This is a genomic window from Microcoleus sp. K4-B3 (genome assembly GCF_036704615.1).
In the GTDB taxonomy this organism is placed as follows: Bacteria; Cyanobacteriota; Cyanobacteriia; order Cyanobacteriales; family Microcoleaceae; genus Microcoleus.
Genome location: NZ_JAUBSF010000011.1, coordinates 1 through 19620 on the forward strand (window position 1 = coordinate 1; position 19620 = coordinate 19620).

Annotated in this window: 18 protein-coding genes; 12 read left to right on the forward strand and 6 right to left on the reverse strand. The window is 45.8% G+C overall.

Annotated features, from left to right (window positions below; translation table 11 throughout):
* The first annotated feature begins 121 nt into the window (after positions 1 to 121).
* Both QUA78_RS07675 and murD read left to right on the forward strand, forming a co-directional pair.
* Positions 122 to 481, forward strand: coding sequence for a hypothetical protein (locus QUA78_RS07675; protein ID WP_333303848.1), 360 nt, complete (start codon positions 122 to 124; stop codon positions 479 to 481).
* Between the two features lie 133 nt (positions 482 to 614).
* On the forward strand, positions 615 to 1967 hold the full coding sequence (gene murD, locus QUA78_RS07680) for a UDP-N-acetylmuramoyl-L-alanine--D-glutamate ligase (protein WP_333303849.1): 1353 nt from the start codon (positions 615 to 617) through the stop codon (positions 1965 to 1967).
* 90 nt (positions 1968 to 2057) lie between these two features.
* Here the strand turns inward: murD and QUA78_RS07685 are convergent, their stop codons facing one another.
* From QUA78_RS07685 to QUA78_RS07700, 4 genes are all read right to left on the reverse strand, one after another.
* Positions 2058 to 2213, reverse strand: a complete 156-nt coding sequence (locus QUA78_RS07685) for a hypothetical protein (RefSeq protein WP_333303851.1) — start codon at positions 2211 to 2213, stop codon at positions 2058 to 2060.
* A 51-nt stretch (positions 2214 to 2264) separates the two neighbouring features.
* The gene (locus tag QUA78_RS07690; protein ID WP_333303852.1) at positions 2265 to 2627 is read right to left on the reverse strand and encodes a hypothetical protein; all 363 of its coding nucleotides are present in this window, start codon (positions 2625 to 2627) and stop codon (positions 2265 to 2267) included.
* The gene (locus tag QUA78_RS07695; RefSeq protein ID WP_172187678.1) at positions 2596 to 2778 is read right to left on the reverse strand and encodes a hypothetical protein; all 183 of its coding nucleotides are present in this window, start codon (positions 2776 to 2778) and stop codon (positions 2596 to 2598) included. Before QUA78_RS07695 ends, QUA78_RS07690 begins: the two co-directional genes overlap by 32 nt.
* A gap of 178 nt (positions 2779 to 2956) precedes the next feature.
* A complete protein-coding gene (locus QUA78_RS07700) occupies positions 2957 to 3367 on the reverse strand; it encodes an MAPEG family protein (RefSeq protein ID WP_332960310.1) in 411 nt (136 codons plus the stop codon).
* A gap of 6 nt (positions 3368 to 3373) precedes the next feature.
* On the opposite strand from QUA78_RS07700, the gene QUA78_RS07705 reads away from it, so the two are divergent.
* The 3 genes from QUA78_RS07705 (at position 3374) to QUA78_RS07715 (ending at position 5296) form a co-directional block, all read left to right on the forward strand.
* Positions 3374 to 3823, forward strand: a complete 450-nt coding sequence (locus tag QUA78_RS07705; protein WP_333303853.1) for a hypothetical protein — start codon at positions 3374 to 3376, stop codon at positions 3821 to 3823.
* Between the two features lie 250 nt (positions 3824 to 4073).
* A complete protein-coding gene (locus tag QUA78_RS07710) occupies positions 4074 to 4853 on the forward strand; it encodes a methyltransferase domain-containing protein (protein ID WP_333303854.1) in 780 nt (259 codons plus the stop codon).
* Positions 4854 to 4960: 107 nt separating this feature from the next.
* Complete coding sequence (locus QUA78_RS07715) at positions 4961 to 5296, forward strand: cupin domain-containing protein (RefSeq protein ID WP_333303855.1); 336 nt, start codon at positions 4961 to 4963, stop codon at positions 5294 to 5296.
* Positions 5297 to 5469: 173 nt separating this feature from the next.
* Here the strand turns inward: QUA78_RS07715 and QUA78_RS07720 are convergent, their stop codons facing one another.
* Positions 5470 to 6171 carry a Crp/Fnr family transcriptional regulator gene (locus tag QUA78_RS07720; protein ID WP_333303857.1) on the reverse strand — a complete coding sequence of 234 codons (702 nt, stop codon included), beginning with the start codon at positions 6169 to 6171 and terminating at the stop codon, positions 5470 to 5472.
* Positions 6172 to 6216: 45 nt separating this feature from the next.
* Here QUA78_RS07720 and QUA78_RS07725 point away from each other — a divergent pair, with 45 nt between their 5' ends.
* The 5 genes from QUA78_RS07725 to QUA78_RS07745 all read left to right on the forward strand — a co-directional run bounded on the left by QUA78_RS07725 (position 6217) and on the right by QUA78_RS07745 (position 11408).
* Positions 6217 to 6735, forward strand: coding sequence for a CdiA C-terminal domain-containing protein (locus QUA78_RS07725; RefSeq protein ID WP_333303858.1), 519 nt, complete (start codon positions 6217 to 6219; stop codon positions 6733 to 6735).
* Positions 6710 to 7753: a thiazole synthase gene (locus tag QUA78_RS07730; protein ID WP_333303859.1), complete on the forward strand. Its 1044-nt coding sequence runs from the start codon at positions 6710 to 6712 to the stop codon at positions 7751 to 7753. The genes QUA78_RS07725 and QUA78_RS07730 overlap by 26 nt, the downstream gene beginning before the upstream one ends.
* A gap of 69 nt (positions 7754 to 7822) precedes the next feature.
* Entirely contained in the window at positions 7823 to 7990 is a 168-nt protein-coding gene (psb34, locus tag QUA78_RS07735) for a photosystem II assembly protein Psb34 (RefSeq protein WP_015177107.1), read from the forward strand.
* Between the two features lie 436 nt (positions 7991 to 8426).
* Entirely contained in the window at positions 8427 to 10610 is a 2184-nt protein-coding gene (locus tag QUA78_RS07740) for a tetratricopeptide repeat protein (protein WP_333303860.1), read from the forward strand.
* A gap of 105 nt (positions 10611 to 10715) precedes the next feature.
* Positions 10716 to 11408 carry a response regulator transcription factor gene (locus tag QUA78_RS07745; RefSeq protein WP_333303862.1) on the forward strand — a complete coding sequence of 231 codons (693 nt, stop codon included), beginning with the start codon at positions 10716 to 10718 and terminating at the stop codon, positions 11406 to 11408.
* Positions 11409 to 11500: 92 nt separating this feature from the next.
* On the opposite strand, the gene hemG is transcribed toward QUA78_RS07745, so the two are convergent.
* Positions 11501 to 12964, reverse strand: coding sequence for a protoporphyrinogen oxidase (gene hemG / locus QUA78_RS07750; protein ID WP_333303863.1), 1464 nt, complete (start codon positions 12962 to 12964; stop codon positions 11501 to 11503).
* 843 nt (positions 12965 to 13807) lie between these two features.
* Here hemG and QUA78_RS07755 point away from each other — a divergent pair.
* Both QUA78_RS07755 and corA read left to right on the forward strand, forming a co-directional pair.
* Entirely contained in the window at positions 13808 to 18043 is a 4236-nt protein-coding gene (locus QUA78_RS07755) for a PAS domain-containing protein (RefSeq protein ID WP_333303864.1), read from the forward strand.
* Positions 18044 to 18133: 90 nt separating this feature from the next.
* Entirely contained in the window at positions 18134 to 19315 is a 1182-nt protein-coding gene (gene corA / locus QUA78_RS07760) for a magnesium/cobalt transporter CorA (RefSeq protein ID WP_333303866.1), read from the forward strand.
* Positions 19316 to 19620: the final 305 nt, after the last annotated feature.

Genomic DNA, 19620 nt, shown 5'->3' on the forward strand with positions numbered 1-19620 from the left:
TTTTACTAGGCATTGACTTTTCATAAATATGGTTATATTGTATAATACAATATGCGTTTTAAATGCACAACAGCTTAACAGGGAAATTATTTGTAAATGGGTGCAACAGTCAAATTTCTGGATGTACTTCGTTTTGATATTGATATCTATAAGCTTCCCTCAAGTCGCGGTGGGCTTATCTGTTGTGGTAATTAGTTTAGTCTTAGAATTATTCGATCGGATTTGGCGTCTAGCAAAAGAGATTGTCCGCTTGGAAGAAAAGATAAAAGAACTTGAGAGGGAATACTGGGGCGGGATAGATCCAGTAGAAGTAGCCGCCACGGAACTGAAAACAGCAACTAACTACGAATCAGCAAGTGAAATTTTTGAGCAATACCCTCAACCAATTCTCTATCAGGCGTGGGGTAAGCTAAGCAAGAAGCAAAAAGCTAAAGTCCAGGAGTGGACAAGAACGTATTTGAGTGTGAAGGATGAGTTCTGAATTAACTTGAGATAGCCGCCTTCCTGGAAAACAGTCAAAAATTAAGCCGAATGGCTAATGAGTCATAGCGAACAAAAGGTTAAGATATACACTTATAAAACCAGGGAAGTTCGCTCCATCACACACACAACTTATGCCGATCGCTCATATCATTGGACTAGGAAAATCAGGAATTGCCGCCGCCAGACTGCTAAAACGCGAAGGATGGGAAGTAACGCTGAGCGATCGCTCATCTTCCCCAAGCTTGCTCGAACAGCAACAGCAACTCGCTAACGAAGGAATTAAAGTTGAGTTAGGTCAATCTTTTGAACCAGTCGAATCTATAGAATTAATAGTAGTAAGTCCGGGCGTTCCCTGGGACAGTCCACCATTAGCGCGCGCCAGAGAGTTAGGCATTGAAACAATAGGAGAAATGGCTCTCGCGTGGCGTTACCTGAAATCTCCTTGGGTGGGAATTACCGGCACTAACGGCAAAACTACTACTACTGCTTTAATTGCTGCTATTTTTGAAGAATCCGGGCTTTACGCTCCCGCTTGCGGCAATATTGGCTATGCTGCGTGTGAATTAGCTTTAGCCGAAAAACAGCCGGATTGGGTAATCGCTGAAATTAGCAGCTATCAGATAGAATCCTCGCCGTTTGTAGCGCCGCGCATCGGAGTTTTGACGACTTTGACGCCGGATCACCTCAGCCGCCACAAAACTTTAGAAAATTACTACAACATTAAAGCGCATTTGCTGAAAAAATCTGAATTGCAAGTAATCAACGGCGACGATCCTTATTTGCGGCAGCAAGGACTTGACATTTGGCCGGATGCGTGTTGGACGAGTGTGAAAGGTGAAAAAGAACTGTTGGGCGATCGCACTTTTGGAGCTTACATCGAAAACGGTTGGGTAATAGCTCAAAGCGAGAAAATTCTGCCTGCTGAGTCTTTGCGGATGGTGGGAGAACACAATTTGCAGAATTTGTTAATGGCGGTGGCGGCGGCTAATTTGGCGGGGATAGATAAAAGTGCGATCGCCCGGGCGATCGCTAAATTCCCCGGAGTTTCGCACCGCCTCGAACACATCTGCACTTGGGAAGGCATAGATTTCATCAACGACAGCAAAGCTACTAATTATGACGCCGCCCAAGTCGGGTTGGCTTCTGTGAGCGCACCGGCGATTTTAATTGCGGGCGGTGACGCCAAAGAAGGGGACGATCGCGCGTGGATTGATACAATCAAGGCGAAAGCTGCTGGGGTGTTGCTAATTGGGGATGCGGCAGGTATTTTTGCCGATCGGCTCGAACAAGCAAATTACAACGCTTGGGAAATAGTCGAAACAATGGAACGAGCCATCCCGCGAGCAGCAGAATTAGGCAAACAGAACAACGCTAAAGTAGTGCTGCTTTCTCCAGCCTGTGCTAGCTTCGATCAATACCAAAACTTCGAGCAACGGGGCGATCATTTCCGCCAATTATGCCTCGAATCGCTTGCTAAAAAGTAGGGCTAGAGATAGATTGTACGCGATATCGGTAGGGACACGGCAATGCCGTGTCCGGCTCCGGGAGCTGCGACTTTAGAGATTTGCAAGCCCTCAAACTGTCTTCCAAATATCCTTAATTCTAGCCTGCTGTTTCCATTCTAGCTCATAAAAAACTAGCATCATTTCCTCATGAGTGTAATCAATAATAATCGCCGCCAAGTGAGCTGCTGTTTCCGCTTCCAGCATGGCTAGTTTCAATTGGGTCATTGCTTGTTTATCCATTAACGCTAAAACTTTGATGTCAACCTCACTTTTATTTTAATTGTGCCTGCAAATCTCTTTTAATTTTGCCTTAAAACTGGCAACCTGAGCAGCATTTACTCTGTCTAAATTGCGCGAGGATATTCTAACTTCTTGACTGCAAAGCTGAGAGCGCAATTTTTCATCAATCTCCAAAATCTTGCCTTCGGAAGCGACATTTTTTTGCAACAAAGTTGCGATTTCCCTTTCCAGTTGGCGATTTCCTTGCTGAAAGAAATCTTGAGAGTTAGAACGAAACAAACCGCTATTGACTTGCTGAATTTGGCTAGGTGTCAGCGGTTGAGCCGAGACAGCAGCCGGAAATCCAAAAAATGCTGCTAGCCACCAGCTAGAAATTATCTGTTTGAGAATGCTGTTCATCACTGTCGGGAGGAGTTTTTACCTCAGTTGGTTTCTCGTTTTCTGACTCGCTTGCTAATTCATCTTCTCGTTCAAGTTTTTCTTGCCACTCGACAAGCTGCTGAAAAAGTTTCGGGTTAATTTCAAATACGGGTTTGTTGGTTTCTGACATATTCACTCCTAACATTTATTACATTTAACTGGTTCCCGGGCTCTGCCTGGGAACCGCTGTCGAGAGGCTCTGCCTCGCTTTTTCAGCAGGAAAATTGGAGGCTGAGCCTCCGGATCTGCGTTACCAGGTAGAGCCTGGAAACGAGTAGAAAAACAATTATGTCGATCGGAAGCTATGCTCAAACCTTCAGCAGCGACATAATTATGCCAGTTAGGGAACCACCAAGCAAAGCTAAAGTAGCTAAGGTACTAATGCCAAATCCTGCCGCTCTTTTTTCGGCAGCTTGATAGTAACCCCAAGCAAACAAAATGCGTCCAATTATCCAAACTGCGCCGATAGCAGCACCCCAAATTGGGCTGATAAATTGCGAGAACAGCCACAGCGAGGGCAAAAATAGAATCATTTGCTCTAAGGTATTTTGCTGAACTCGCAACACTCGCTCAAAGTCTGGGTTTCCTGTCATCTGCGGGGGAGAAACTTTGTGTTTGAATCTAGCTCTGCCGACGTTGATGGTAACAACGAAGTAGAGAATTAATGCTGAAACAGTAATTAGACTAGGCCAAAGTGTCGCGTTTGCTTCTGCGAGCATGATTCGGTGTTATTCGGGTGGAGTAGATATCTTGATTATAAATCAATTATTGCCGATCGCGTCATTCATAGCCATCCAGTCCTTCAAAGCAGGGGATTTGATGCAATTGCTGGGATTAGTGGCGCGACAATTGCTTTCGGGTTCCGGGACATCCTCGAAAACTTGCTGGCTGGGATTTTGATTCTTTTGCTCGCACCTGCCGACGGATACAAACCCCGACTTAAGGAAATTATTTTGCTTAAGAATATTATATCACGTCTTAAATATTTCACCAGCAGCAGGATTGCTCCACAGTATTTCAACCAAATACGAGTTGACTTCTGCGAACAATCAACCCTAGATATTGACTATCTTGTCTTAAGCAACGATCGCTGTATAATTCTCCACAATGTCCGGACTAAAAATAGTCGCTATCGCCATGAATACTCCCACTTATTCGAGCGCAACAGAAGTTAATTATTTATATCGAATTCGTTGGCACGATTAACAGCAATAAATTCTACTAAAATGATGACGGGTGTTTAGCGATCGATTGAAAGCATTGTTGGCAATCAAAAACTGTCCGAAGTGTTGATTGGCGGACATGATATAATTCCGGATCTTGTAGGGTGCGTCAGCCTACGATAATGTGAATATGAGCTAGATCATAGAAAGATTTGGGAGAATTTGACAAACTGAGAGTAAGGTTAAATAGGAGGTCAATTTAATGACCAATACTGCTCTCAATTTTAAGACTGCACCCGGACATGAAGTTCTGGCAGCGGCGGGTAAGAGAATGCTGAGGCCTGGGGGGACACTTGCTACGGAACAGTTATTTGAATGGGCGGATTTTCAGCCTGGGGAGACTGTTTTGGAGTTGGCTGCTAGTTTTGGATATAGTTCGATCGCCCTTGTTGAACTTTTTGGCGTAAAAGTACTGGGAGTTGAGAAAAATCCCGACAGTGTGGCCCGCGCTCGTGCTAATGTTGCAGCAGCCGGTTTGAGCGATCGAGTGGAAATTGTGGAAGGAGATATTTTTCACTTGGATCGGATTTCCCAACAGTTTGATTGGGTGTTGGCTGAAGCTATCCTGACAATGCAGTCGCCGTCAGGGAAAGCTAAAATTGTATCGGGAATTTGCGATCGTTTAAAACCAGGTGGCAAGTTTCTCTCTCACGAATTGTTAGCGAGAAACCGAGAATCTGAAATTCACAAAGCTTTATCGGAAGTGATTCGGGTTAATTCAACGCCTTTGTCTGAGTCGGGCTGGATTGCTGTTTGCCAAAACGCGGGTTTGCAAGTAGAAAAGTCTCAAACCGGGGTGATGGGACTCCTAAACTTGCGGCGAATGGTTGAAGATGAAGGGTTTGTGGGTACTGTGCGTATTTTGTGGAATATTTTAAGCCGATCGCAAATTCGCGATCGCATATTAGCAATGCGTCGAGTTTTTCAGCATTATCAACAGGATCTAGGCTACATCGTTATCTCTGCAAAAAAACAATTTTAACGAAGTCAATCGATTTTCGATTTTCGATTTTCGATTTTCGATTGAAGAAAGTGAAGCCACCGATAAACCCGGGGGCTTGTGACCAAATTAATTGAGTGTCAAAAATTATGACTGCTACTCTTTTACCGCTACAATCTTCAGCAATCCAACTCCGAGACACAATTGAATATCCCGCCGCCGGAGTGCTGAACAAAATTTTAGTCAAAGACAAAAATTGTCAGTACAGTTTATTTTGTCTTGCCGCAGGAACGGAAATTTCCGAACACTCTTCGGCACGGAATGCCACAGTTAATGTCATCGAAGGAAAAGGTATGTTGACTTTGGAAGGCAAGGATATTGTTTTGGAACCGGGGGTGTTTGTCTTCATGCCCGGTAAAGCTCTTCACGCTTTGAAAGCTGAAGAAAATTTGGCGTTTATCTTGACACTTTCTGAAGTTAATTAATTCCTGAAAAATTGCTATAGGGGCGGGTTTAACCCAAAATCTTAGCTGCAATGAAAATGATTAATAAACCCGCCCCCGATTCACGGGTTGTGGGGGCAGGTTTATATAGATAGTGAGTTGCAGTCAAATATTGTTTGTAAAACCCGCCTCTACAAGAATTGGGATTTTAACATTTAGTCTATTTCTTCTCCAGAGGCGATCGCCTCCAATTTTTTCCAATCCAAGACTGCAATTTTTCCCCCTCTGCTGTAAGAGAGAACTAACTTGAGTTTTTTAAACAGCCGCACGCATTCTTCGTAGGTAATTCCAATGCTGCGAGCAATTTGATAATAGGGAAAACGTTTTTCTAAAAATACATTATTATCGTTAATCTTTGTGCTTTGTTCAAGACAAAAATAATGAATAAATCGGGCCAAGCGGACGATCGCCCTTTCCGACACCAAACCGTGCACAGTCTCGTGCAGTTGCTGCAACCGCTGGTTGAAAACCGTTAATATTCGCAAAGCAATCTCGGGATTTTCCTGAATTGCTGCTAGCAAAACTTCCCGTTCTGTGGTAAGAACTTGCACATCAGTTTCTGCCGTCACCGTTGCGGGGGCAATGCCGTTGCCTAGCAAAGCAGGTGCAGCAAAAATATCTCCCTGAAATAAAGTGCGGAGAATTGTTTCTTTGCCCGCCGCCGCTGTTTTTGCAACCTGCAGAGAACCGCTAAAAAGAGTGTATAATTTTTCGGGGATGCGATCGCCCTCATACATCACAACTTCTCCCTGTCGGTACGTCCGAATTGCTGTATGTTCTTGCAATCGCTCTAATTCAGTTCGGTTTAAGCTGGCAAATATCCCAATTTCAGCCAGTTGCTCGACAGTTGCTTTCATAAATTTAACTCTACCCGATCCGAGTCCATTAAGAATATAGTAACGGTGAATTCAGAATATATCGAGACAAGCAGAGCCATCTATGAAAATGCAGAACCAGAATATCGGCGCTATTATTTTGATGATATAGCTGGCGGATTTGTGCTCGTCCACCAAGACCATAATCTTAATAATTCCGAAAGTTTTGTCGCTGAAGTTTTGGCTAAAATGGGAAAGAGAGTTAGACTTTTGAGCGAGCAAGCACCGTCTGGAACTAAAACTCCAGATGCTGAGATTGACGGTCAAATTTGCGAAATTAAGGAATTAACAAAAGAGTCGAGTAATTTAAAAAATAGAGTACAAGAAGGGTTTGGAAAAGCCAAAAATCAAAGTGCAAATGCAGTCATTTTTCACGTAAATATAGAAATTTACGACATTCGAGAGATAGACGAAGGCATCAGGCAAGCCATATATTGGGATGTCAAGCATCTCATGCAAACTATCATTTTGGTTTTCAACAACCAATCTGTTCTAAAAATTACTAGAGAGGAATGGGAAAATGGGCAGCGTTTTTCAAGAATTTGAAGAAATCGTAAATAGCGGTATAAAAAATAATATGCCGCGGGATGCCAGATTGATTATTGTTGGAGAGATCCTCTACGCAGTAACTCGGGACGAACTAACGAATAAAGAAGGTTGGCTGCTAGAAAATATGCTCGGAGGCAGAGAAGAATGGGAAAAGGGGCTAGAATATGCTATTTTTGGAGACCCAAAACACGGACACATAGCGCCACCCCTAACTATCTCCGATCGACCTCTGGTTATTGCAGGCAAAACTTTTCATTCTCGCTTGATGACGGGGACGGGAAAATATCGCAGCATTGCAGAAATGCAGCAAAGTGTCAAGGCTAGCAGGTGCGAAATTGTGACTGTAGCTGTGCGGCGAGTGCAAACAAATGCTCCCGGTCATGAAGGATTGGCAGAGGCTCTCGATTGGACTAAAATTTGGATGCTGCCAAATACTGCGGGTTGTCAAACTGCGGATGAAGCGATTAGAGTAGCTCGTTTAGGCCGGGAAATGGCGAAACTTTTAGGGCAAGAAGACAATAATTTTGTCAAATTAGAAGTGATTCCCGATGCTAAATATTTGCTGCCAGATCCGATCGGCACTTTGGAAGCTGCAGAACAATTAGTAAAAGAAGGTTTTGCCGTTTTGCCCTACATCAATGCCGATCCCTTGCTGGCAAAACGCCTCGAAGAAGTCGGTTGTGCGACAGTCATGCCTTTAGGTTCGCCCATCGGTTCGGGACAAGGGATCAACAATGCCGCCAACATTCAAATAATTATTGACACGGTGAATGTTCCTGTGGTAGTCGATGCGGGGATCGGAACGCCCAGCGAAGCTGCGCGAGCAATGGAAATGGGAGCCGATGCACTGTTGATTAATTCGGCGATCGCCAATGCCCAAAATTCCCCGGCAATGGCAAAAGCAATGGGAATGGCAGCAGAAGCGGGGCGGATGGCGTACTTAGCAGGCAGAATGCCGGTCAAAGATTACGCGATCGCCTCTTCTCCCCAAACAGGCACTGTCACCTCCAAATAAATGGCCGAATTTTCCTGGGCGCTTTTTTGGTACAGTTGTAAACATCAAAAATATTAAGGATTGTGACTGATGCCTTACATCAAAGATGACGATGGACGCCTGAACAACTTTGCTAAAGAGCCGAAGGTGTATGAAGCCGTACCTCCCAACAAAAATCAGCAACGGAACTATATCATCATGGGAATTGCAGCAGCCATGTTGGTCGCTGGTTTGGTGTTCGTGGCTGCTTCCGTCTAAAAGCTGGGCTGAGACTCAAAGCTGCTTCAAATCGTAATTTTAAATAATCATTCAACAAACCATGTTTTCCAACCAAGGGAAACATGGTTTTTGTGTTTCAATACAAAGCAGGTAGTTGCGACAATCCTGAAGCGTGCCAAGCGAGCTGGAAAGCTAAATAAGACCAGCAGAAATTTGGTGTTTTCCTCTTGGCTGTCGGGTTCAGGGACTTGGGTTGCACTTAATCACACGGGTTCGTCACCCACATAAAATTGCCAATTGAAAATCTACAATCCTTTAGTCATCACCGGTGCGATTGACTGCCTTCGGGGCTTAGTTGTGAGTTATGAGCGATCGAGATTTCAACTCTCAACTCTCAACTCTACAATCTACAATCTACAATCTACAATCCAAAATCTAAAATCTAAAATCTAAAATCTAAAATCGCCAGACTCTGATGTCTATTCCTTCCCAAAAAGTTTCTAGCTCCAACAAGCTGATATACCAACGCTTGAAACAGGCGATCGACCTCAATTTACGCCGTCAAATTTTTATTGCCGCCTGCGACGACTTGTGCTTGCGGGACTGTCTGGCAGCCCGCTTGCAGGCAGAATTAGTTGCAGAGAGCGCAGGCTCCGATCCTCGCTCCCCGATCGACTACCCCCGATTTGTCAGTTTGGAACTCGACTTGAGCGATCCAAATCCTTGGGCTTCGATCGCCGCGTGGCTGACCCAACACCCACCGCCCCAAAACAGAGGCAGCTACAGCCGTTTGCCGGGATTTCAAATTCTCGGGGCAGAACACCTGACCAGGCACTCAGCATCCGTGCAGTGGTCGTTCCTGAGCTATTTGAGGGACATCGAAGCACACCTGCAAATGTGCGAGTCTACTCTGTTGCTGTGGGTATCGCGCCCTTGGCTGAGTTCGATCGAGCAGTCGGCCCCGGAATTTTGGCATTGGCGAACCGGAGTATTTGAGTTTGAAGGCGAACCAACTCCAGCGAAGGGAGACTTCGGGCACTCCAAAGACTTGAGAAACTGTCAGGACAACGGAGACTCGGGCGACAAACTTGTAATATCTTTTCTGTCTGGACAATCCCCAACTCCCGACGAACAATTGTCAATTCCCCATCCCCCATCCCCAGCGCCAGATTCTAAATCCGTCGAACTGGCAGATTTGGTGCTAGCAGCGACCTCGCAGGAGTTGGAAGCAGAAAATAATGCCGCATCGGAGGACAATTTTCTGCCGCTGCAAACCTTGCAATACATCGAACTGCTGCAAGAACATCAGTGTTGTTGCGAAGCATTGGCTTTGGCTTATCACAGTTTGGGGAATTACTACCGCGATCGCATTCTGGGCGGAGACGCTTCAGAGCAAAACCTGACAATCGCCATTGGCGCGATCGAACAAGTGATTGCGTACCTCGAACTTGACGCCAACTCGCAGCAAAATCAACCACCAACCGAAGAATGCGCCCGGCTGATTGCCCAATTGACACAAAATTTAACTCAGTACGCCCAACAGTCCTACAGCCTACCGCCAATTTCCGATCTGCTCAACGATCTCGGCACTCTCTACTGGATGCTGTCGCGCGATCGCACGCAGCATAACGCCTCAGATCCGGTATCCTGCCTCGAACGCAGCATCGCCCTCTACCTTGAAGGTTTGAGGCGAACAGATGCCGAGAGCGCACCCCAAACCCGCGTTAGATTAAACAAAAATTTGGGAATCGCCTCGGCAGATTTAGCCCGCTATCGAGACAAGACAGAGAACTTGCAGCAAGCAGTTGCAGCTTACCAACAAGCGCTGCAGGATCTAGACCCCGCCGTGGAACCCCAGCAGTACGCTGCTGCTCAGAATAATTTGGCGACAGCATACTGGAATTTAGCCCAAGATGGTGAGCCGATCGTCTACCTCAAAAGCGCGATCGTAGCTTACACCCAAGCCCTTTCCTGCTACAGTCCGGAACGAGAACCCCTCAACTATGCCGGAGTGCAAAACAACCTCGGTACCGCCTACTGGAACCTCGCCCAGCACGAACCCTCAGAACCCCTGCTAGTCACGGCGATTGAGGCCTACCGCGAAGCATTGAAATACCGCACCCGAGAATTAGTACCCGCAGCAGCAGCCGCCACCTACAATAATCTCGGTACCGCTTATTGGCATTTGGCGAACCAGTTTCAGCACAAACAGGCGCGGACGGAATCTTTGCAGCAGGCGATTACCGCCTATGAAGCCGCCCTGGATATCGCCGGAGAGCTCGATCGAACGCAACTCACCTTTGACACCTTGGCCGCCCGCAACAATCTTGGACTAGCCCACTATCAACTAGCCACAGACCCTGATTTCGCCCTCAACAAAGCCGCACAGACAAGCCATCTAGAAGCAGCCCTGCACCACCAATTGCAAGTGTGCGCCGAATGGGGACAACATCTCAAGGACAAAGGGTTAACATATGGGGATAAACTCAACCTGCAAGCCCCGGTAAACTCCCAAGCTGCTGATTCCCGGCAAACAGCATTGAGTTATATTGTAAAAACGATTAGAGCTTTCTATAGTGAATGTGGGCTGCCTGGCCAAAATTTAGCCTTATCCAAAGTTCCCGGAGATTTATTGCCTGAAATCTTGCGTAGGTTATAAATATGGCTATAACTATTAAAAGCTCAAATTTTTCGAGATTTGTATCCAGTTTTCTATTATTATGGCTGAATATTCTTGCCAAATTCTTCAAGCAAACTTGTGGTCATGGCCCCTGTAAAAATCCTTGTGGTTGATGACGACCCGGCAATCCGAAATTTAATTCACCGTTTTTTGAGCCAGCAAGGTTATCAAGTTGAGTCTGGCGAGGACGGTCAGACTGGTCTGGAATTATTTGAGCAACTCAATCCTGACTTAGTAGTTCTAGATGTAAATTTACCCGATACTACTGGCTACAAACTGTGTCAAGAAATGCAAAGACGCACAGGCGTGTTTGTGTTGATGCTGACCAGCCGAACCGATGAAGCTGACAAAATGAAAGGGTTTGCCGAAGGTGCTGACGACTACATTACTAAACCATTTAGTCTTGTAGAGATTGGAGCTCGGGTTGCAGCAATTTTGAAGCGCAAGCGCATTGTTACTCCCGCCGAACAACAAAGTCTTACCTTTGGAGAGCTACTAATAGATCCGGTTCGCCGCGAGGTGATTATCGGCAGTCAGATAGTTGCTTTGACTGCTTTAGAATTCGACCTGTTGTACTGTTTGGCGAGCAAACCCGGTCGCGTGTGGAGGCGATCGGAATTGCTGCATGAAGTGTGGGACTACGAGTATGTAGGAGCCGATCGCGTGGTGGATGTCCATATCGGTCAAATTCGCCGCAAAATTGAACTAGATGCCAATCAAATGCCGATGATTCAAACCGTCCGGGGGGTGGGTTACAAGTTTGAGCCAACAACCTAGTACCATTCACCATTCGGCTCTAGGGGCGGGTTAACTAATATCTTTAATTCACATACTCGATATTGGTAAACCCGCCCTCCCAACGCAATAATTCAGATCGACGATCGAGTCTCTGATTGCTTATTCTGCAAATACTCGCGCACTTCTGGCGCACGCTCAAAACCCCTGCGCACGCAATCTCCCAAAGCCACGCCGCCAAAGTAGTTGCTGCACAAATACACCCCTGGCAAAGATTTTAAGCCCCGCTCGATTTGTTGCAGGCGATCGAAATGCCCCAAATTGTACTGAGGAATTGCCCGCTTCCACAGCTTCACCGTTAAAACTTTTGGCTGTGGCACATCTGGTTTCAGCAAAATCCGAGACAAATCTCGGTGCACCTCCCGAACGATTTGTTCTGAGTCGAGATTGCCAATTTCCGAGTCTGTTGCCCCGCCGATGTAACTGGTGAGAGTTTGCCAGCCCGCAGGCGCGCGATCGGCAAATAAACTCGATGTCCAAATCGTCCCGAGAGTGCGAATTCCCTGTCCCCTCGGAATTAAATTTCCAAAACCTACTAATTTACCCTTGACATCCGACTGCGGGTAGGCTAATACAACGGAGGCAACCGTAGGATAAGTAAAAGCTTGTAAAGCGCTGCTAACTTCCGGTTGCAGAGGCTGCAACAACTCGGCTGTAACGTAAGCCGGCGTTGTCAAAACCACGGTGCGTGCCTCAACTTGTTGGGGCCCATCGGGCGTGGAAAATTCAGCAATGTAAGTTTCGCGTTCTGTACGCTGGAGGCGAGTCAATTGCCAGTTGAGTTTCAGTCGATCGCCCAATTGAGCAGCGATCGCCTCTGGCAGAGCCTTCAACCCCTGTTTGAACGACCCCAACTCCCCCGGCCTAGTCTTAGGCACATTCGGGTCTGCCGGCATTGGCTTCGGTCTTTTCCTAGCAGAAAGCAGCGCCCCCGCCACCAGCCCGCCACCCACATCAGCCATCTTCGTTACCCGGCCAAAAGCCGCGGCCGCGCTAAGTTGTTGCGGATCTCCGGCATAAACCCCAGAAACAAAAGGTCCCACCAACCGCTGCATCACTTCCGTACCGAGATGACGGCAGAAAAATTGAGAAACAGTTTCCTCGTCACCCTGCTGCGAAAGTCGATCGCCCATTGCCGGCGCGACAAACCCCAAAGCCCCGAACAACGCCCGCATTTTCCCCGGAAAACTCAGCAACTGAGACTGAATCATCGCCGGTGGAGTCATCGGCACCGGTTGCAGCTTATTTTGCCAATAAACAAAACGAGGCAATTTGCGATCGGCAAAAATCAACTCCTGCTTCAATCCCACATCCACAGCCAACTTCATCAATTCTGGCGTCGGCGAAAAACTGTTCGGGCCCTCCTCCCAGAGAAACCCCCCCGCTGTCACAGTTGTGATGTTCCCGCCCACACGTCCCTGACTCTCAGCGACTAAAATCTTCAGCGAGGATGCACTCGTTGCTTCCTTGTGAAGTGCGTGCGCCAAACTCAAACCGCTAATACCCGCACCCACAATCAAGGTATCTAATAGTTCCATGTTACATATAAAAATATCGCAATCTTTATGTTACATGGCTTTGCACGGCTTGCGTTCTTTGCGGAGCGTACTGCAAAACCGCTTTCAGATTACCGGATTGGGAATCGGGAATTGGGAATCGGTAAGCTATCCCGCATTTGTCAAGCAATTTTCTCGAAGGTTATCGATTAACCTCTGCCCGTGTCCCTTTCTCCCCATCTCCGTTTTGTATCCGCTGGGTCTGGTTTAAAAAAAGAGCAGATGCTCTAATTAAGCTATACTCCCAAAAATACTATTTCTTTAAAATTTTTGTATGATAGGGAATTGTGCCGAAAATTGCACAGGGAAACGCAGCAGTAAAGTGCGCAAAAAGATTTGAGTGGGTTAAACTAACCTTAGGAAAATTTTACAGCTTAACTTGCAAGTCAGCACCCCGCTCTGAAGAGATGGGGCTTCCTGCCCTAATCAAAAGAGAGAGTTGACCACATATCGTCTTAACTGATGACGTTATCAAAAATATGGGTGTTAGTGCAAGCTGCTATGCGATCGCGGGTGAAATGTTTGAAACGGTAATTGTCCCGTGGAAAGTAGATCACAAAAGTATTAAGCGACCAAGTAGTCCCCCTGTAACAATAATTAATATTCAAGGCGGTTAAAACTGCCTGATGTGTGTTTCCTCGCCCGGTCTACTCACATCTTGCACCATTCTTAAGAACAGGCTTTCCGGCCTGTGAAGCGAAGAGTTAATTTCTTTTGGGGCGGGCAGGATGCCCGCCCATAAAAGCTTATTGAAAATGGTGCAACATATGAGCCTAAAGACACGAGGTTTCAACACTCCTAAGCTTTTCTCATGAAAAAATACCCATGCAGGAAGTTATCAACTCGTTTCAGTCTTTTTTCTCTAACTCTGTTGATGCTTTCCTAGAGTGCGATCGACAGCAAAAGTACCTATCGATCAATCCTGTCGCTGCTGCTTGGATGGGATTGGAACCTGCTGAAATAGTCAACAAAACTCATCAAGAATTATTAAAATTATATCCCAATAATGCTGCTCTTAAAAACATAATTTCCCAGATTGATTCCTGCCTGCAACAAGTATTTATCACAGGGAAAAAAAGGCTGGCAATTCACAAGGTGACGGCGGCAGACGGCGCGATTAAAATTTACGAAACGGCTTACACGCCAGCGCTGGATGCCTCTAGCAACCAGATGCGGGTTTTCGGTGTCGGTAGAGATATCACCAGGCACTACCGCTGGCAGCAGCAGAAAACTCAACAGTTGCGCCGATCGAACCATTTACTGTGGTTGAATGCAGCTAACAGTCCCCTGGCAATGGTGGGCTGGGATGAAGATTTTCGCATCGTTCAGTGGTCGAAACGCGCTGAAGAAATCTTGGGCTGGACATCCGATGATATGATGGGCAAGCAGTTCGGCGATTTAGATTTGGTTTGCGAAGAAGATAGAGAGGCTGTAAGCGCGATCGAACTCGAACTCGCCACCGGCAACGGCAATACTTCAATTAACCGCAACTATACTAAAAGCGGACAGGTAATTTGGTGTCGCTGGTTCAACTCGATTATTCGCAGTGGCGACACTTTTACCGTGCTTTCTTTGGTGGAAGACATCACCGATCGCAAACGGTTGGAAGCAGAAAAAGCCCAAGCTTCTCGCCTCACAGCAATGGTAGCCGATGTCGGTATTGCCCTCACCAAACACCCTCAAGATATCCTGCTTCCCTGCTGCGAGGCAATGGTGCGGAATCTCGATGTCGCCTCTGCTGAAATTTGGACTTTCAACTCTCAATATAATGTTTGGGAATTGCAAGCAGCCTCGGGAATCTACAGCCGCACAGACGATCGGGCTAGCTTTATTGAAACTAAGGTTAACTCGATCGCCAAACAGCAAAAACCGGAATTTGACTGCGGATTTGAACTTAATAATTTTGGACTCCCAGAGGAAGAATCCGCGAAAGAAACAGCGGCACAAAGTTCCGAAGTAGCTATTATCAACACCAGTCACAAGCCGGACACTTGCCCAATCCCCAAGCAAATTCTCACCTTCGCCGGCTACCCTTTGATAGTCGAAGAACGGCTGGTGGGAGTTATGGTAATTATCAGCCGCCAGCCGCTGACAGCACCTTTTCAGGAAACTTTAGCATCGGTGGCTGATGTCATCGCTTTAGGCATCGAACGCAAGCGTGCAGAAGCTGAATTAAAATCAGCTAGAGGGTTTCTAAATTCCGTAGTAGAAAATCTGCCTGTCGGAGTTTTTGCTAAAGATGCTTCTTCGCTGAAATTTGTGCTGTGGAATAAAGCGGGAGAAACGATCGCAGGTGTTACCTCTCAAGAGGCGATCGGCAAAAATGACTACGATATTTACCCCAAAGAACAAGCTGATGTTTTTACCGCTCAAGACAGAGAAATATTGACCGGCGATCATAACCAATCTACTGTTAAAGACATAGCCGAAGAGCCGATCCAAACTCGCCACAAAGGTATGAGAATACTGCACACCCGCAAAGTGCCAATTCTCGACGCCGCAGGCCGTCCTCAGTACGTTTTGGGGATTACTGAAGATATTACCGAACGCAGGCAGGTAGACGAAAGCGTGCGCCTCTACGACCAAATTGTCGAGAATATGCAAATTGGTTTGTACGTCTACCATTTGGAAAATATAGACGATGACAGCACTCTCAGGGCGATCGCCTCCAATCCTGCTGCTACCCTGTTTACCGGATTAGAAATGGCCGACGTTTTGGGCATGACAATCGACGAGATTTTTCCCCACCTGCGATCGAAAAACATTCCGCAGGCATTTGTTTCGGTAATTCGCAGTCAGAAAGCCGTAGAAATTGAAGATATTAACTGCGATGAAGGCGGCCGAATAACTCGCGCTTTTTCTATTAAAGCTTTTCCATTACCCAACAACTGCGTTGGTGTTGCTTTTGAAAATATTACTGCTCGCAAGTGCCTGGAACTAGAACTGCAGGTAGCTTTGGAAAAAACCGAACGTTCCGAACAACTGCTGCGCACAGTAATAGACAAAACGAGCGACTGGATTTTTGCCAAAGACAAAAATTTTCGCTATATTTTGGCAAACAAGAGTTTCGCTCAAGCGATCGGCAAAACAGTCGAAGAAATAATTGGCAAATCCGATTTAGAATTAGGATTTTCAGAAGAGCTAGTGTTTGGAAATTTAGCCAAAAATATCCGAGGATTCCGCACAGACGACTCTGCTGTACTGGCAGGCGAAATCATCCACAATCCCTGCGATGTGGCCACTGTTGCAGACGGTTCACTACATATTTTTGACACCCAAAAACTTCCCCTGCGCGATGCTGAAGGCAATATATTTGCAGTGCTAGCTTTCGCTCGCGATATTACAGAACGCCATGAATCGGAAGCAGCTTTGCGCCGGAGCGAAACCAGATTTAGGTCTTTGGTAGCGAATATTCCCGGAGTGGTTTATCGCTGGCAATGCGATTTTTCGACAAGTTTTATTAGCAATGCCGTTTACTTACTAACGGGCTACCCTGCTGCGAATTTTATTTCGCCTTTGAACAGGGGAGGTAGGACTTTTGCTAGCATTATTTACCCGGAAGATTTGGTAAAAGTAGAAGCCACTATTCGGCAAGCAATAGAAAACAAACACTCTTATAACTTGGAATACCGCTTGCTAGCAGCAGACGGCACGGTTAAATGGGTGTGGGATAAAGGTTCTCCTGTGTTCGACGCAGATGGGAACGTTTGCTGTTTAGACGGGGTGATTGTTGATATTAGCGATCGCTACTGCGCCCAAGAAGCATTGCGCCAAAAAACTTCCGAGTTGGAAGCTGTTTTTCTGGCATTGCCCGATTTGTATTTCCGAATCGATGCAGACGGCATTATTTTGGATTACTTGTCAGGAAATTCATCGGATTTGTACCTGAGTCCCGAGTATTTTGTGGGCAAACGAATGATCGATATATTGCCGACAACCGCCGCCAGCGAATTCGAGATGGCAATGCTTGAAGTTTCAGAAAACCGAACTCCAATTAATATCGAGTATTCGCTACCTATGCCGACCGGAGAAGAAACTTATGAAGCGAGATTGCTGCCTTTTAACTCGAATCAAGCGATCGCTATCGCCCGCAATATTACCAAGCGCAAACAGGCTGAATCTCAATTAAAACATAAAAATCACCAGCTAGAGCAAACATTAAAACAATTAGGAAGGACTCAATCTCAACTAATTCAAGCGGAAAAAATGTCTGGTTTGGGACAGCTAGTCGCGGGAATTGCTCACGAAATTAATAATCCTGTCAGTTTTATATACGGTAATATCACTTACGCTAGCGAGTATGCCAAAAACTTGCTACAACTGTGCATTTTGTATCAAGAACATTACGCGGAACCTGTTTCTGTTGTCGCGGAGTTTGCTGAAGAAATAGAACTGGAATTTATCAAAGAGGATTTCCCGCACCTGCTGAATTCAATTCAAACCGGAGCCGAGCGGATTCGCCAAATTGTTCAATCTTTGCGTAACTTTTCCCGCTTGGAAGAATCAGATATTAAGCGTGTTAATATTCACGAAGGAATTGACAGCGCTCTGTTAATTTTGCAACACAGACTTAAAGAGAATGGCAAAAATCGCCCGATTGAAATAGTTAAAGAATATGGAAAACTGCCACCGATACATTGCTACGCGGGACAGTTAAATCAAGTGTTTATGAATATTTTAAATAATGCTATTGATGCTTTAGCAGATGTCAGGAATAGGAAGCTGGAATTGGCGACTGCTTCTGAAACGGAACGGCAAGATTTTCCAAGTTTACCTTTAAGTTGCGACTCGTTGCCTTGGATTCGGATTCGCACGGAGGTTTTCGAGAACAATTGGGTTGCGATCGCAATTTCCGATAACGGCTCGGGAATGGCAGAGTCTGTAAAATCTCGGGTATTTGACCCGTTTTTTACTACTAAACCAGTAGGCAAAGGTACAGGTTTGGGACTGTCTATCTCCTATCAGATTGTGGTGGAAAGACACGGGGGCACGCTGCGGTGCATTTCCGCGCCGGGAGAGGGAAGTGAATTCGCGATCGAGATTCCAATTCGGCAGAGGTAATGGGTAATTAGTAATTGGTAATTGGTAATTGGTAGTGGCACGAGAAAAATGATAATCTAATTAAAGGTTCTCAAAGTCAGGAATATTAGCATGGTATACAAAAGCATACATACTTCTAGTGCAGTTGCAAAACCAATTAAAGAAGAAGATGATGATGATGATTCCTACGTTGACTATTTTTATGACGTTCCGGGGTCTCCGCCGGGAACTCTCGACTTACCACTCGATGCGCCGCCTCCCGAGATTGTATTAATTGACTATTGCGACACGGCAGCTAAGCGCACCAACTTGGAAAATCCTCAAGAAGCTGCTGCGTATTTAGATACAGCATCTGTTTCTTGGGTTGATATGTTGGGATTGGGAAATCAAGAAACTTGGCGTCAAATGGGCGAAGTGTTTGATTTGCATCTTGTGGCTCAAGAAGATGTGGTTAATGTACCCCAGCGCCCTAAAGTTGTAGATTACGAAAATCATATTTTAATCATTGCCTGGATGGTGATGATTAAGCCTAATTCGGATAGTTTTCACAAAGAACAAGTTAGTTTGCTTTTGGGTAAACATTACCTGCTAACTGTTCAGGAAGAACCGGACTATGATTGTTTTGATCCCGTGCGCGATCGCATTCGTAAAGGACAAGGAATTATTCGCAAACACGGAGCAGATTATCTGGCTTATACTCTGTTAGATTCGATTATAGATGGATTCTTCCCAGTATTAGAAATGTACGGAGAGCGCATTGAAGAACTAGAGGATGAAGTGGTGGTTAACCCCACCCGCAGAACTCTGGAAAAAATTTATAAAATTCGGCGAGAATTGCTGACGCTGCGCCGCGCCATTTGGCCGCAGCGGGATGCAATTAATGTTTTGATTCGAGATAGCAGTGATTTGATTAGTCCAGAAGTGCGAATTTACCTGCGCGACTGTTACGATCACACGGTGCAGGTGATGGATATGGTGGAAACCTATCGAGAGTTGTCTTCGGGTTTAATGGATGTTTATCTGTCATCTGTGGGCAATAAAATGAATGAAATCATGAAACTGCTGACAGTGATTTCTAGTATCTTTATTCCTCTAACTTTTGTGGCGGGAGTATACGGGATGAATTTCGATACAGAGAAATCGCCTTTGAATATGCCGGAACTGAATTGGTATTTTGGCTATCCGCTTTGTTGGGCACTGATGCTAGCGATCGCCTCGGCTTTAATTTACTTCTTCTGGCGGCGCGGCTGGTTTGAAAACTTTTCTACTGTGAAAGATGACTCAACCAAGTAACCGGATTTGAAATGTGAGATTTGAGATTGGGGATAGGGGAGTGAATAATTCAAAATCCTGTTAGGTAAAAAGGTTTTCTGCCCCTAGTTGAAGCCGTGTCATCAATCCAAAAATTTTAAGTTTCCAGATTTATCCGTGAGGCGATTTAAGGGGATTTGCATGGCAATTTAATTGTTGGGCGGGCGTTCGTGACCACCGCACAAGAGTTTGAATAAACACAAATGTCCAAATTAAGTGGGGGACAACTTAAAATCGTAAATCTCAAATCCCAAATTGATTGGCGAACGATCGCGTACAATAAATCT

Bases quoted from the DNA above. Each gene is read 5' to 3' on its own strand.
- QUA78_RS07675 (WP_333303848.1), top strand. From the start codon at position 122: ATGTACTTCGTTTTGATATTGATATCTATAAGCTTCCCTCAAGTCGCG.
- murD (WP_333303849.1), top strand. From the start codon at position 615: ATGCCGATCGCTCATATCATTGGACTAGGAAAATCAGGAATTGCCGCC.
- QUA78_RS07685 (WP_333303851.1), bottom strand. From the start codon at position 2,213: ATGACCCAATTGAAACTAGCCATGCTGGAAGCGGAAACAGCAGCTCAC.
- QUA78_RS07690 (WP_333303852.1), bottom strand. From the start codon at position 2,627: ATGAACAGCATTCTCAAACAGATAATTTCTAGCTGGTGGCTAGCAGCA.
- QUA78_RS07695 (WP_172187678.1), bottom strand. From the start codon at position 2,778: ATGTCAGAAACCAACAAACCCGTATTTGAAATTAACCCGAAACTTTTT.
- QUA78_RS07700 (WP_332960310.1), bottom strand. From the start codon at position 3,367: ATGCTCGCAGAAGCAAACGCGACACTTTGGCCTAGTCTAATTACTGTT.
- QUA78_RS07710 (WP_333303854.1), top strand. From the start codon at position 4,074: ATGACCAATACTGCTCTCAATTTTAAGACTGCACCCGGACATGAAGTT.
- QUA78_RS07715 (WP_333303855.1), top strand. From the start codon at position 4,961: ATGACTGCTACTCTTTTACCGCTACAATCTTCAGCAATCCAACTCCGA.
- QUA78_RS07720 (WP_333303857.1), bottom strand. From the start codon at position 6,171: ATGAAAGCAACTGTCGAGCAACTGGCTGAAATTGGGATATTTGCCAGC.
- QUA78_RS07730 (WP_333303859.1), top strand. From the start codon at position 6,710: ATGGGCAGCGTTTTTCAAGAATTTGAAGAAATCGTAAATAGCGGTATA.
- psb34 (WP_015177107.1), top strand. From the start codon at position 7,823: ATGCCTTACATCAAAGATGACGATGGACGCCTGAACAACTTTGCTAAA.
- QUA78_RS07740 (WP_333303860.1), top strand. From the start codon at position 8,427: ATGTCTATTCCTTCCCAAAAAGTTTCTAGCTCCAACAAGCTGATATAC.
- QUA78_RS07745 (WP_333303862.1), top strand. From the start codon at position 10,716: ATGGCCCCTGTAAAAATCCTTGTGGTTGATGACGACCCGGCAATCCGA.
- hemG (WP_333303863.1), bottom strand. From the start codon at position 12,964: ATGGAACTATTAGATACCTTGATTGTGGGTGCGGGTATTAGCGGTTTG.
- QUA78_RS07755 (WP_333303864.1), top strand. From the start codon at position 13,808: ATGCAGGAAGTTATCAACTCGTTTCAGTCTTTTTTCTCTAACTCTGTT.
- corA (WP_333303866.1), top strand. From the start codon at position 18,134: ATGGTATACAAAAGCATACATACTTCTAGTGCAGTTGCAAAACCAATT.